Source organism: Mycobacteroides sp. PCS013 (assembly GCF_049532645.1).
Taxonomy (GTDB): domain Bacteria; phylum Actinomycetota; class Actinomycetes; order Mycobacteriales; family Mycobacteriaceae; genus Mycobacterium; species Mycobacterium gwanakae.
In genome coordinates this window covers 2,140,874-2,154,176 of sequence record NZ_CP150131.1, presented here as the reverse complement: position 1 = coordinate 2,154,176, position 13,303 = coordinate 2,140,874, and the positions used below count along the sequence as shown (strand labels likewise).

14 protein-coding genes are annotated in these 13,303 nt (G+C 64.6%); 5 read left to right on the top strand and 9 right to left on the bottom strand.

Features of this window, described 5'->3' with window-relative positions:
* Positions 1 to 6 precede the first annotated feature (6 nt).
* Positions 7 to 540, top strand: a complete 534-nt coding sequence (locus tag RHO23_RS10535; protein ID WP_423489045.1) for a GNAT family N-acetyltransferase — start codon at positions 7 to 9, stop codon at positions 538 to 540.
* On the opposite strand, the gene lexA is transcribed toward RHO23_RS10535, so the two are convergent.
* Positions 537 to 1,211, bottom strand: a complete 675-nt coding sequence (gene lexA, locus RHO23_RS10530) for a transcriptional repressor LexA (protein ID WP_423489044.1) — start codon at positions 1,209 to 1,211, stop codon at positions 537 to 539. The two genes, RHO23_RS10535 and lexA, sit on opposite strands and share 4 nt — an antisense overlap.
* 229 nt (positions 1,212 to 1,440) lie before the next feature.
* Between lexA and RHO23_RS10525 the strand changes: the two genes are divergently transcribed.
* Together RHO23_RS10525 and nrdR are read left to right on the top strand one after the other, a co-directional pair.
* Positions 1,441 to 1,950 carry a LysM peptidoglycan-binding domain-containing protein gene (locus RHO23_RS10525; protein WP_057966103.1) on the top strand — a complete coding sequence of 170 codons (510 nt, stop codon included), beginning with the start codon at positions 1,441 to 1,443 and terminating at the stop codon, positions 1,948 to 1,950.
* Between the two features lie 130 nt (positions 1,951 to 2,080).
* Entirely contained in the window at positions 2,081 to 2,545 is a 465-nt protein-coding gene (gene nrdR, locus RHO23_RS10520; protein WP_030093814.1) for a transcriptional regulator NrdR, read from the top strand.
* Between the two features lie 25 nt (positions 2,546 to 2,570).
* On the opposite strand, the gene RHO23_RS10515 is transcribed toward nrdR, so the two are convergent.
* The 4 genes from RHO23_RS10515 to sthA form a co-directional block, all read right to left on the bottom strand.
* Positions 2,571 to 3,254 carry a PhzF family phenazine biosynthesis protein gene (locus RHO23_RS10515; protein ID WP_057968336.1) on the bottom strand — a complete coding sequence of 228 codons (684 nt, stop codon included), beginning with the start codon at positions 3,252 to 3,254 and terminating at the stop codon, positions 2,571 to 2,573.
* 85 nt (positions 3,255 to 3,339) lie between these two features.
* The gene (locus RHO23_RS10510) at positions 3,340 to 4,422 is read right to left on the bottom strand and encodes an alpha/beta fold hydrolase (protein WP_078285429.1); all 1,083 of its coding nucleotides are present in this window, start codon (positions 4,420 to 4,422) and stop codon (positions 3,340 to 3,342) included.
* A 54-nt stretch (positions 4,423 to 4,476) separates the two neighbouring features.
* Positions 4,477 to 5,460, bottom strand: a complete 984-nt coding sequence (locus RHO23_RS10505; RefSeq protein WP_046254069.1) for a proteasome assembly chaperone family protein — start codon at positions 5,458 to 5,460, stop codon at positions 4,477 to 4,479.
* Between the two features lie 136 nt (positions 5,461 to 5,596).
* Entirely contained in the window at positions 5,597 to 7,048 is a 1,452-nt protein-coding gene (gene sthA, locus RHO23_RS10500) for a Si-specific NAD(P)(+) transhydrogenase (RefSeq protein ID WP_064409088.1), read from the bottom strand.
* A gap of 124 nt (positions 7,049 to 7,172) precedes the next feature.
* Between sthA and RHO23_RS10495 the strand changes: the two genes are divergently transcribed.
* Entirely contained in the window at positions 7,173 to 7,907 is a 735-nt protein-coding gene (locus RHO23_RS10495) for a hypothetical protein (RefSeq protein ID WP_423489043.1), read from the top strand.
* Positions 7,908 to 7,914: 7 nt separating this feature from the next.
* Here RHO23_RS10495 and RHO23_RS10490 read toward each other — a convergent pair whose 3' ends face one another.
* The gene (locus RHO23_RS10490) at positions 7,915 to 9,012 is read right to left on the bottom strand and encodes an alanine/ornithine racemase family PLP-dependent enzyme (RefSeq protein WP_064409086.1); all 1,098 of its coding nucleotides are present in this window, start codon (positions 9,010 to 9,012) and stop codon (positions 7,915 to 7,917) included.
* On the bottom strand, positions 9,009 to 10,184 hold the full coding sequence (locus RHO23_RS10485; protein WP_423489042.1) for a DUF1611 domain-containing protein: 1,176 nt from the start codon (positions 10,182 to 10,184) through the stop codon (positions 9,009 to 9,011). Before RHO23_RS10485 ends, RHO23_RS10490 begins: the two co-directional genes overlap by 4 nt.
* Before the next feature lie 262 nt (positions 10,185 to 10,446).
* Between RHO23_RS10485 and RHO23_RS10480 the strand changes: the two genes are divergently transcribed.
* Entirely contained in the window at positions 10,447 to 11,496 is a 1,050-nt protein-coding gene (locus RHO23_RS10480) for a DUF4192 domain-containing protein (RefSeq protein WP_064409085.1), read from the top strand.
* Here the strand turns inward: RHO23_RS10480 and RHO23_RS10475 are convergent.
* Both RHO23_RS10475 and RHO23_RS10470 read right to left on the bottom strand, forming a co-directional pair.
* The gene (locus tag RHO23_RS10475) at positions 11,493 to 12,179 is read right to left on the bottom strand and encodes a metal-dependent transcriptional regulator (RefSeq protein WP_057966189.1); all 687 of its coding nucleotides are present in this window, start codon (positions 12,177 to 12,179) and stop codon (positions 11,493 to 11,495) included. The genes RHO23_RS10480 and RHO23_RS10475 overlap by 4 nt on opposite strands.
* Positions 12,180 to 12,280: 101 nt before the next feature.
* Positions 12,281 to 13,252, bottom strand: coding sequence for a sigma-70 family RNA polymerase sigma factor (locus tag RHO23_RS10470; RefSeq protein WP_046254064.1), 972 nt, complete (start codon positions 13,250 to 13,252; stop codon positions 12,281 to 12,283).
* Between the last annotated feature and the right edge of the window lie 51 nt (positions 13,253 to 13,303).

Here is a 13,303-nt window from a genome sequence, read left to right as displayed (position 1 = left end):
TCGCGGATGCGTATTCGTGACGCCACGGCCGCCGACGCGGCCGCGTGCGCGGCGATCTATGCGCCGTATGTCACCGAGACGGCTATTTCGTTCGAGGAGGTGCCGCCGTCGGATGTCGTTCTTGCCGAACGCATCCAGACGGCGGCCCACCGCCATGCCTGGCTAGTCGCCGAGGATGCCGGTGAGATTCTCGGGTACGCCTATGCGGTGCCATGGAAGTCCCGCACGGCCTATCAGTGGGCTTGCGAGGTGAGTGTGTATGTAGACGGTGCGCGCCGGCAGCGAGGAGCGGGTCGCCAGTTGTACGCGGCGCTGTTGGAGCGTTTGCGCTCTCTCGGCTATCGCACGGTGCTCGCCGTTGTCGTGGTGCCTAATCTGGCGAGCGAAAAACTACACCGGGCAATGGGATTCGAACAGGTGGCGCTGTACCGGCGCATCGGTTACAAGCTGGGTAGCTGGCACGACGTGGCGCACTTCCAGCTCTTCTTAACGTCCGCCGACGATGCTTCTGCGCCCGGGCCGCCGCCCGGGTCGGCCTAGACCTTGCGGATGACGGTGACGACCTTGCCGAGGATGGCTGCGTCGTTACCGGGGATGGGCTCGAAAAGCGGGTTGTGCGGCATCAGCCACACCTGACCCGTCGTCCGCTTGAATGTTTTGACGGTCGCCTCACCATCGATCATCGCCGCCACGATGTCACCGTTGTCGGCGACGTTCTGCTGGCGGACCACCACCCAGTCGCCATCGCAGATCGCGGCGTCGATCATCGATTCGCCGACGACCTTGAGCAAGAACAGCGATCCCTCGCCGACAAGTTCGCGGGGGAGCGGGAACACATCCTCAACGGCCTCCTCAGCCAGGATCGGACCACCGGCGGCGATCCGCCCCAGCACGGGCACGAACGTGGGCTCCGGCAGATCGCCCGAACCCACCATATCGGTAGTGGCAGACGGGGTATGAGCGTCATCGATACCCCGAACATCAACGGCGCGTGGACGGTTCGGATCACGCCGCAGGAAGCCCTTCTGTTCGAGGGTGCGTAGTTGATGGGCGACCGACGACGTCGAGGTAAGCCCGACGGCGTCTCCAATTTCGCGGATGCTCGGGGGGTAGCCCCGTTCATTCACCGATGCGCGGATGACCTCCAGGATGGTCCGCTGGCGCTCGGTCAGTGAACCGGTGGCGGGTCCCTTGCTGGGTGTATCGCTCATGGGCCCGAATCTAGACCTGTCGACGACATTTATCAAACATGTGTTCGATGCGTGTCGCCAATGACGGTCGGCGGTCCGACTATCTGGAGCGTCGTCGCTGGTCAGGACCACTTGTCGGTGGCGGATGCTACAAATCGATCACATGTTCGGACATCGAACACATGATCGAGTACATTCGAACATAAGAGCGAACGGGCTTACCGATCGACAGGACAGGAAGGGCATACCGATGAGTACAAACGTTCTCACCACGCCGCGTCTTCGCACCGCCGAGCACGCATCACGCGAGTGCGCCCCGCAGGCGCGTGCGTACAGCGCCCAGTACCCGCTGACCCAGCGCCGGGCACTGCCGGTGCGCACCGTCGCCTACCGGAGGCCTTCCGGACGGCCGGTTGCGTACCGGGGTAACGGCATCCGAGTCTCGTCGGCGCCACATCGGGTGCACCGTCGTAGCCCGGTGAGCCTTAAGGCCACCATCGTTGTCTCGGTGGGTGCTGCCGTGGCGACCATGTGGCTGTTGATGCTCGGCCAGGTCAGCGCTGCCGGGATCGGGGGAGTTGACGTGCCGGACCGTGTGGCGGTTGTCCAGGTCGCTCCGGGAGAGACCCTGGCCGATGTGGCCTCGCGTGTCGCACCGGGCGCGCCGCGTTCGGCGGTGGTGTCCAAGATCCGTGAACTCAATGAACTCGACTCGGCGACAGTGCAAGCCGGTCAGACGCTGGTTTCTCCGGTCGGCTGATCGGCGAACGGGCGTGACCTTCGAACGTGCGGGAGCACGGGTATCCTCGACACCGGTCTGGGCGCGTTGCGCTGTGCGTCAGCTCACCCAGCCCAACGACTTGGAGTCCAGAACCGGCGAAGGAGCAGTAATGCACTGTCCGTTCTGCCGGCATCCAGACTCGCGCGTGGTCGATTCCCGTGAGGCGGATGAGGGTCAGGCGATACGGCGACGTCGATCGTGCCCGGAGTGCGGCCGTCGTTTCACCACCGTGGAGACCGCTGTGCTCGCCGTTGTGAAGCGCAGCGGTGTCACCGAGCCGTTCAGCCGCGACAAGGTCATCAAGGGCGTACGCCGTGCCTGCCAGGGCCGCGACGTCGATGACGACGCGCTGAATCTGCTTGCTCAGCAAGTCGAGGATGCCGTCAGGGCCGCCGGATCCCCGGAAATTCCCAGCAATGAGGTGGGCCTGGCCATCCTTGGTCCACTCCGCGACCTGGACGAGGTCGCATACCTGCGTTTTGCCTCGGTGTACCGCGGATTCAGCTCCGCCGAGGACTTCGAACGCGAGATCGCCGCTTTGCGCGCGCACCGGGACGCACCGACAGGGTCCTAGACCCAGGTGGCGGTGTCGCGCGTCGCTAGTCCAACGTCAATGATTGATCGGCGACGACATGGCCACCGATCGTCACCCAGCCCTCCGGGCTCCATTGCGTGAGAATCTGTGAACCCTTGCCCTGATTGACGATCAGATCACGGCTCAGCAGATCGGTCATCCGCGCAGCTACTGACCCGGTTGCTTCGTCCTCGTTGACACCCAGGTCGAACGCGAATACCCGCGATCGCACCAGACTCGTATTGCGGTCCTGCCACGCCCAGACGCAATGCAGTAGTTCGTCGGCGTAGTCGGAAGGATCGGCAGCATCCACATCGCTGGGAGAGTCCAGCTCGTGGAAATCGGTCTCGGGTGACCACTCGGACCGAGCGCGTATCCACGTGCGGTCGTCGTAGCTCACCTGGAGCACGCCTGCGGGAACCTGCAGGGTGTTGACCGGTGTTCCGCGTTCGCGCAGCCACCACGCCAATCCGACGGTCGGATGTCCAGCGAAGGGCAGCTCGGCGGCCGGGGTGAAGATCCGCAGATGTGCGGTGTTGGATCCTTCGGCGGGAAGATCGACGAAAACTGTTTCGCTGAAACCCAGCCGGGTAGCGACCTCCTGGCGTGCCGACGCTGGAACGTCGGCGCCATTGACGATCCCTAGGGGATTGCCGAAGTTGCCTGTCTCATCGGTGAATACGCGGACAACCGCGACATCAACACTCATGCGTCGACTCTACGTCTCGCGCGCGCCGCGCACCGGGATACCCCGTGAACTGCGCAATCCTTCGGTACCGCTTGAGCTCTCGTGGTTAGGTGGCGCTGCGCTCGTCGGTGCCCATGGCATCGAGCACCGCCATCCGGGTCCGTGCGGCCCCACTGATCGTGTGCTCGGTGATGCCGGTGCGTAACAGTCGGCGCAACTCATTCTCGTCGTATTCGGCGGGCTCGGTGGAGTCGATGAATTGGCGCACGATGCTGATGAATCGATCAGGGTCGTCGTGGAAGGGGAAATGCCCGGAGTGCTCGAAGATCTCTAGTGTCGAGCCGGGCATCGCCGCATGGGCGAAATGGCCGTGGCTAACCGGGATCACCAGGTCGTCGCTACCCCAAATCAGCTGCACGGGAACGGACTCGGTCAAATAACATCGGTCGAGCATGGTGACCACCTGGCCGCGCCAATCAACCACGGCGCGCAGCGTCCGGGTGAACGCGGCCGAGGCCCGGGGCTCGGGCAGGTCGGCGAGAACCCGCAGGACGTCGGGGATGTCGCGGCCCATTCCGGCCCGTCCCAACGTCGCGCCGGCTATTGCGCCGGTCAGCCGGATCATCGGCATGGCCAGCGGTAGCCTGAGCAGGCCGATCGCATCTCCGATGACGGGCATTGACGCACAACGCAATACGATGTTGACGTCTTTGGTCACCCCGCCCGGCGCGACCAGGATTAGGCGCTCCACCAGGTGGGGGAACTGGTAGGTGAACTGCATCGCAACGCCGCCGCCCAGCGAATGCCCGACGACGGTGACCTTCTCGATGTCCAGCACAGCCAGCAAGTCCCGCATGCCATTGGCGTAGGCCGCCACCGAGTAGTCGGCGCGTGGTTTATCCGACTGGCCGTGCCCCAGCAGATCCGGGGCGATCACAGTGAAATGCTCGGCGAGCTGCGCGTGCACGCTGTCCCATGTCGCAGAGTTGTCGCCGATACCGTGGATGAGCAGAAGTGCGGGTCCCGATCCCGCGATTCGAAAGGCGCGCCGGTACCCGTGGATGGTGCGGAACGCCATCCGCGGACGCGTCGATGCGTCGGTGGCCGATTCGGCATTGTCGCCGACATCGGCACCCTCGGTGTGCTCAGTATCCGGCACTGGATGCAGGAGCCGCGGCGGAGGATTCATGTCAAGTATTTTGACCCTTCGCCGCAAATTTGGCGCGGCGAGCGGACAACAGGCTTAGAGAACAGGCCCATCGCCGGACGGATCCTCGCCGAACTTGGCCTGTTCAGCGAGGAAACGCTCGAACTCTCCGGCCAGTTCGTCACCGCTGGGAAGCTCCTCGTCCCGTGCCAGCAACGAGCGATTCTCCTGCGCCGCGACGAAGGCGTCGTACTGGCGTTCCAGCGCCTGGACCACCTGAGCGACCTCTTCGCTGCCTTCCACCTGCTCGTTGATCTGGTTGCGCACCTTGCCGGCTGCCTCGGTAAGCGCCTGCAGATCCAGATCCAGATCGCCGGTCCTGGCGACTTCTTCCAGCAGGCGTTGCGAGGCCTCTGGGTAGTCGGTCTGTGCCAGGTAATGGGGAACGTGGACGGCGAAGCCGACCACATCGTGGCCGTGCTGGGCCAGACGGAACTCCAGCAGGTTGGAGGCGCTGCCCGGGACCTGGACCTCATCGATCCAGCCCGGGTGCTCATCGAGGGTCTTGCGGTCGTTTCCGTGTGCGGTCAGGGTGATCGGGCGGGTATGCGGTACCGCCATCGGAATCGCGCCCAGTCCAATGGTCTTGCGTACGCCGAGTTGATCGGCCAGCAGCCGGATCGCGGTGACGAAACGCTCCCACTTCAGATCTGGCTCAAGCCCGGCCAGCAGCAGGAACGGTGTGCCCTTGGTGTCTTTGAGCGCATACAGGTTGAGTTCGGGCGTGGCGTACTCGGTGAAGTGATCGCTCTTGAACGTCATCACCGGACGGCGAGACCGGTAGTCGAGCAGATCGTCGATGGCGAATGACGCGACCAACTCGCTTTCGAGCGTGTCACGCAGATGGGCGGCCGCCAGCTTCACGGCGTGACCGGAGTCGGAGAAGCCCTGCAACGCATGCACCAGAACCGGACCGCGCCCATCGGCGGATGCCAGCTGTGGGCCCGGGAATTCCAGCTCGTACATGCCACTCTGATCGGGTCTGTACGGCTGCTGTTCCCCGTCGTTACTGCTTGTCATGATTCGCCTCCCTTCGCGTCCTCGTCCCACCAGTGTCCCTTACCGGCAGGCAAACGGCGAATGTACCTATGGCCTCAACGGCCCAGGCGGGATGCAAATTCCGGATGCGGGCGGCATTCGCCCAGCGCGAAATCCTTCAGGCCTTGAACTGGTTGAGCGCGCGGATCTTGTTCATCACGTCGAGTGCGGCGACCTTGTAGGCCTCGGAGAACGTCGGGTAGTTGAAAACCGCGTCGACCAGGTATTCGACGGTGCCGCCGCAGCCCATCACCGCCTGTCCGATGTGGACCAGGTCGGTGGCATCGGAGCCGAAGATGTGCACGCCGAGCAGCCTGAGGTCCTCGGTGGAGACCAGCAGCTTGAGCATTCCGTAGGAATCTCCGGCGATCTGACCGCGCGCCAGCTCGCGATAACGCGAGACGCCCACCTCGTAGGGAATCGAGTTCTTGGTGAGTTCAACCTCGGTGGCGCCCACATAGGACACTTCGGGGATCGAGTAGATGCCGATCGGTTGCAGATCGGTCATGCCTTTGGAGGGCTCGCCAAACGCGTGGTAGGCCGCGAGGCGGCCCTGATCCATCGACGTGGCCGCCAGCGCGGGGAAGCCGATCACATCACCCACCGCGTAGATGTGGTCGACCTTGGTCTGAAAGTTCGCGTCAACCCAGATCCGGCCTCGGTTGTCGGCCTCCAGCCCGGCCCGGGCGAGGTCGAGCTGATCTGTCTGCCCCTGTCGTCCCGCGGAGTACATCACGGTGTCGGCGGGGATCTGTTTGCCGCTGGCCAATGTGGTCATGGTGCCCGAATCATTGACGTCGACGGCGGTGACCTCCTCGCCGAAACGGAAGGTCACGGCCAAGTCGCGCAGGTGAAAGCGAAGGGCCTCAACGACTTCGGGATCGCAGAAGTCCAGCATCGAGTCGCGTTTCTCCACCACGGTCACCTTGGTGCCCAGGGCGGCGAACATGGAGGCGTACTCGATTCCGATGACGCCCGCACCGACCACCACCATGGATCCGGGGATGAAGCGCAGATCCAGGATGCCGTCCGAATCCAGGACGCGGCGTTCGTCGAACGCCACACCGGCGGGCCGGGCGGGCTTGGTGCCGGTGGCCAGCACGACGTACTCGGCATGCAGTGTGGTGCGCTCGCCCCGGGAGGGCTCTTCCACTACGACGGTGTGCTCATCGGCGAACCGTCCGATGCCGCTGATCAGGTCGATCCGATTGCGCAGGAGCTGGGAACGCACCACCTCGATTTCCTTACGGATGACGTGTTCGGTGCGGGCCAGCAGATCTTCGGGAGTGATGTTGGCTTTGACTCGGTAGCTCGCGCCGTAGAGCTCGCGCTGGTTCATGCCGGTCAGGTAGAGGACGGCCTCACGCAGTGTCTTGGACGGAATGGTTCCCGTGTTGGTGCAAACACCGCCGAGCATGTTGTCGCGTTCGACCACGGCCACCGACTTGCCCAGCTTGGCCGCGGCGATGGCGGCTTTCTGGCCGCCGGGGCCCGATCCGATGACGACCAGGTCGTAGGTGGGGGTTTCTGCTGCCGTGGATGAGCCGCTTGCGCGAAGACCGTTGGTCATGGGTTTACTCAATACGCCGATTCGTCTAACCGTGCATGCCGTCCGTGTCACGGTGACATGAACAGTTGTCCCTACCGAATCTCGCGCGCGCCTCCGGGGGCCCGGGCCGTGCCGATGGCAGCATGTGACCGTGACGGCATCGCGGCTGGTAGCGACGATGGTTGTGGCTGGATGCTGCGCCGCGACATCGCCCGCATGCACGCGGGCAATCGACGGAACGCCCATAGAGTCATCCGCTGGCGCATCGTCTCCGTTGACCACCACCACCGCGCCCCTGCGGGCACCGGCGGGCCCGGTGGGGGCGCTCCTGCTGGCGCCGACGGACTTCCCGCATCAATATCCAGCCACCACGCTGGATCCTGGTGCCGCCGGTCTGGCGCTGCGCGACATCCGGGGCGTGCCCGATGCGGCTACCGTCGCCCCCACCACATGCACACCGGAACCCGTTCCGGCGGTGCCGCAGGACGCGGCGGTGGCGGCGGGTACCAACGAGTCCGACAATTCGACCATCACGGTGGCAGTACTTCGCGTGCCGCAACCGCTTGCCACCTACAAGACCCAACTGGAGCGCTGTACTTCGTATACCTTCACCGACCCGGACCAGGTCACGAGCACGGTGACGGCCTCTCAGGCCGTGGCTCCGCCCATCAACGCCGATGATTCGGTGGCGGTCAACCAAACGGTGTCGCCGTCCGGGGCAGGCAACGGTACACAAACGACCCTGTCGCTCATCGCGCAGATTGCCGATATTCGAATCCAGGCCACCTACATGACTTTTCAGGGCACCGAGCCCGATGCGGTGCTCCTGGATCAGGCCTTCACCGCGGCTGTACTCAAGGTGCACGACAGCTTCCACTGACATCCGGCTACCGGAGTGACCGTATCCCGTGGGGTGCGATGGAACGGCCCAGATGTTCGATCTTGGCGACGAAGGGCGATGTCATCGCCCGCACGAGCGTGCCGTAGCCGATACCGAAGGCGATCTCGTCTCCGACAACCGCCTGGTGATCACCGAGGTCGACCACCAGATGGTCGCTGCTCATCCCGAGGACCATGATGCCCTCGGGTGGCTGCAGGCCATCCGGGTCCACGTCCTGGCGGCCGAGGGCCAGGATTGCCTGGCGCACAGTCGCACTGCCGGTGCGGGCCGGTGCTTCGCCGAATGCCGCCTGAGCACGATGCCCCCAGGGTTGAGCGGGTTTCATCGCGACCTCGATGACTTCTGCACTCAAGGTGAAGGCATTCGTGTGCAGGCCGGGGATCGGTGTTCGGTACAGCGGGTCGACGCCGAGAAGAATGGCTTCACCGAGCCGGAGTTCGTCGATCCGGCCGACGTCGTGTGTGTGCAGCGCCCAGTTCAGGTTCGCAGAGTTGCCGCCTGAGACAACCTCGAGCGAGATCCCGTGCAGTGCCTCGATGTGGTTCGCGAGCTCCGTAAGGATGCCCATGTTCCGGTCGTCGGGCACGACGCCGCTCTGACAAGCGAGGTTGGCACCGAGCCCGGCGAGCCGCAACGAGGAGTGGCCAAGAACGGCCCGCGCAGCTTCGGGGGCGTCGTCCAGCGCGATGCCCTCACGCAGGTCGCCCAGTTCAACCATGAGCACGACGGCATGTACCCGGTTCTGTTGGGACGCGGCCTTATCGAGCGCAGCCAGGACGACGGCGTCGGTGTTCAGACTGACATCGGCGATGTCAACGATCTGTGCCACTTGGCTGAGCATGGGTGAGCGGATCAACGTGCGTAGCGGTAGGCAGTCGAGGCCGGCCAGCCGAGCGAGGTTCGGTATCCGTGAGTCACCGAGTCCGTGGGCGCCGCCGCGCAGCATCGCCGCACCGACACCCGGCGAGCCCAACACTGCCTTGGTGATGCCGGTGACCCGGATGCCCACCCCGGTAAGCCGATCAACCAGGATCCGCGTGTTCTGCTCGACCTTGTCGAGATCGGTCTCGAGCCGAAGTGTCACACTGGGGTGGTCGCGTTGGCTTTCCCAGCGAGGACAGGGAAAGCCGACAGCACCATCTCGACCAGCTCCGAAGCGGGGCGTGTCAGCGGGTCGGTAACCGGGAGGCCGAGCTCCGAATGATGCTCGGAGATCGCATCGTTCAGCTCGTCGCCGGTCATTTCCTCGTGGTTGATCGTGACCCCGATGACGCGAGTATCGGCGAACGCCTCGATCAGTGCGATCTCGCTGGCTGCGGTCGGCATCGGCACCATGGGGAAGTCGCCGAGCACCTTACGTTTTGGTGCGTGCTGCACGATCACGCCGGCCGGGCGGCTGCCCCGCAGGATGTGGGCCGACGTGATGTACGCGGGGTGGCTCAGCGCGCCCTGGCCCTCGACCACGATCACGTCAGGGTCTTCACCCTCGGACGCGGCGACGACCTGGTGCTCGACTTCACCCGAGCAGAACTGGGGGACCAGCGCGTCCAGCGCCACGCCGTACTTCCCGCCCTGGATCAGGGTGGTCTGACCGGTGCCGACCATGACCGCCCTGATGCCGCGTGCATTCAATGCTTGGACCAGCAAGGTGGCGGTGGTGCGTTTCCCGATCGCCCCGTCCGTACCCAGGATCGCGATTCTTGGGCAGTTGACGTCGAAGATCCGGCCGGAGAACAGGTGTAGGTCGCGCTTGGACTTCGGTTGGCGTACATCGGTGATGGTGACTCGGGCGATCACAGCTGCTGCTACGAATTCGGCATCGTCGTTGAGGAACTCGTGCAGGCCGTTGATGATGTGCATCCCGCGGGCGATGCCGTCTAGCAGTACGAGCCGCTGCTCGTTCGACAGTAGGCCGTCGGCAGGCGCCAGCCCACAGATCAGGTAGTCGGGTACGCGGCCTGCGTGAGCGACGGACTCGGCCAGCGATGCCAGCACCGGGATACCGTTCGCCGTGCCGTCGAGGAGTTTTCCGGCATCGACTCCGGCCCGGAGGCTGTCGATGACACTGAGGATCTCGTACTTCTCCGAGTGCCGCACTAGGCCGTTGGCGGTCTTGCCGTCCTGCTCACCGAATTGTCCCTCGCAGTAGACGATCGCGGTGGAGCCAACAGGCATTGGGAAGGGAGCCGCCGGAACGATGCCTTCGCTGCGTTCGGAGGCACCGAGAAAGGGGGTACCGCTTGTGAGTGACGACATGGAATCCTCTGAGAAGTCTCAGAGGAGGCGACGGGATCGAGGTGAGGCGGTAAGCCCAACATCCAGCGAGTGGTCTGCCCTGAGGGTCGGCAAGATTACCGACGCCTTGATGCTACCCGATCGGCAATGACGGCCCTGTTTTCGGCGGTGGCCCTGGGTACGTTGTCCACAATCGCGGCGGCATCCACAGGTTCCCGGCGGCGCTGGCACAACGCGAGGTCGCTGTCGCGGGGTTGACGGCCCCGGCTGTCACGGTGCGGACATGACATCACTGATTCCCGGACCGCTCGGTCGTCCCGACTTTCGATTGAATCGGCCCTCTGCCCTGATCGCCGCACTACCGGCGATGTTGGGGTTCATCCCGGAAGATTCCCTTGTCGTGGTCACACTCGCCGGTGGGCTCATCGAAGCGATACTGCGCAGGGACCTTCATGACCTGGACGGCACCGACTACGCGGCATTCGAGGTGCTGGCCGAGGTGTTGAGCCCGGGGCCGGCCGATGCGGTGATCGCAGTGGTCATCAGTGCGGACATGGACGAGCACGAGGCCGGTGACATCATCCGGCGGCTAGCCAAACATTTAGAACGTCAGGGTATTTCGTTAATTGCCGGCCACACGGTAGACCGCGTCGGGCCCCAGGGCTGGTGGCGGTGTTACGACGGATGCGGCGCGGGCGGGCCCGTCGACGATCCCGAGTGCTCTCCGCTGACCGCGGCGGCGGTTTTGGCCGGCAGGACGGTGCATCGCCGTAGGGAGGATCTCGTGGCGCTGATCGCGCCCTCCGACACCGCGCGTACCTGCGCGCTGGCCGTCTCCTTGCGGCGGCCGTCTCAGGGACAAGGCGACGGCGCCGTGGCAGACCGGCGTGCCGTGAATCGAGTGATGCGGGCGGCGTGCCGAACAGCGGAATTCCATTCACTGTCCAACCGTGAGCTGCTGGCGATGGCTCGCTCCCTGACGGTCGTGCGGGTTCGAGACACGTTGTGTGCGTTGGCTGTCGGTGCGCTGTCCGACGATGTGGAACGGCTGTGGCTGGCGCTGAGCCGATTGCTCCCTGACCCCTGGCGTGCGGAAGCGTTGGTGTTATTGGGATTTAGTGCCTATGTGCGCGGCGACGGTCCACTGGCTGGTGTCGCGCTGGATGCCGCGCTGACGGCCCGGCCGGACCATCGTCTGGGGCAGCTCCTGATGTCAGCGCTGCACTCCGGTATGCGCCCCGATGAGATTCGTGCCCTGGCCGATACCGGCTTCCGGCTGGCTCACGAGCTGGGAATCAGCCTGCCGCCTAGGCAAGTCCGAGGTGTGGGCTAGACCTTCTCCACCATGACGGCGTGCGCCATCTCGTGCGGCAGCTCGACGCTCTCATGCCCCGGAATGATGATGATGACGCCATCGGGGGAGGACTCCACGGTGACGCGCGCATTCGGCACCACACCGGCGTCCTTGAGGCGCGACAGCAGATCGGTATCGGCCTGCACGTGTTCGGCCAGCCTGCGTACCACCACCGCGACCTGGGACCCTGACTGAATCTCGGTGAGTCGCACGGCGCTGGCATTCTCGGACCTGTCGGCGGGCACACCCAACTCGGACAGGCCGGGAATCGGGTTACCGAACGGGGACGTGGTCGGGTTGTTGAGGATCGTGAGCAGACGACGCTCGACATCCTCGCTCATCACATGTTCCCAACGGCAGGCCTCGGCATGCACGTCTTCCCACGGCAGCCCGATCACATCGACCAGCAGGCATTCGGCCAGCCGGTGCTTGCGCATCACCGAGACCGCCAGTGCGCGGCCCTTGTCGGTGAGTTCCAGGTGGCGGTCGCCGGCGACGTTCAGCAGGCCGTCGCGCTCCATCCGCGCCACCGTCTGGCTCACGGTCGGGCCGCTCTGCTCGAGCCTTTCGGCAATGCGGGCACGCAGCGGCACCACGCCCTCTTCTTCAAGGTCGTAGATCGTTCGCAGATACATCTCTGTCGTATCGACAAGATCGTTCACCACTCGCCCCTTACGGTCGTGCTTAGTCTACCGATCTACAACGCAAATCGGGGCGCTGCGCTTCCAGAACGCAGCGCCCCGAGGGCAGGGTAGTAGGTCAACTAGCTCGCGTACGAACGCAGGCGTTCTGCGCGGTCGCCGTGGCGCAGCTTCGTCATGACTTCACGCTCGATCTGACGCACCCGCTCGCGAGACAGTCCGAACAGCTTGCCGATCTGGTCGAGTGTGCGGGCCTGTCCGTCATCGAGTCCGTACCGGAGCCGGATGACTTGCTGCTCACGCTCGTCGAGAGTGGCCAGCACGCTGCGCACGTCCGAGTGCAGTAGTTCGGCGATGACGGCGTTCTCCGCCGACATGGCCTCGGTGTCCTCGATGAAGTCGCCAAGAGGCGCTTCCTCGTCGGTACCAACCGGCATGTCCAGACTTACCGGATCCCGGCTGTGGTCCAGCAGATCCCCGATCTTCTCCACGGGAATGCCGGACTCCTCGGCCAGTTCCTCGTCGCTGGCCTCGCGGCCAAGCCGCTGGTGCAGCTCACGCTTGATGCGAGCCAGCTTGTTCACCTGCTCCACCAGGTGCACTGGCAGGCGGATGGTGCGGCTCTGATCGGCCATGCCGCGGGTGATGGCCTGACGGATCCACCAGGTGGCGTAGGTCGAGAACTTGAACCCCTTGGCGTAGTCGAACTTCTCCATGGCGCGGATCAAGCCCAGGTTGCCCTCCTGGATGAGGTCCAGCAGCGGCATTCCGCGTCCGGTGTAGCGCTTGGCCAGCGACACCACCAGCCGCAGGTTGGCCTCCAGCAGGTGGCTGCGCGCGGCGCTACCTTCCCGCACGATGGCTGCCAGATCCTTCTTGCGGGCCTCGCCGAGGCGTTTCTTGGTGTCCAGAAGGTGCTGGGCGTACAGCCCCGCCTCGATCCGTTTGGCCAGCTCGACTTCGTCCTCTGCCGTGAGCAGAGCAGTCTTGCCGATGCCGTTCAAGTACACCCGCACGAGGTCGGCGGCTGGACTTTGGGTGTCCAGATCGTCGGACTCAGTAGTACGGGCCGGACGGGTCGTGGCGTTTGCCATCGCTGCCTCCTAGTTGATCCGTAGGTCTCATGAGTTGCAACGCCCGGGTGG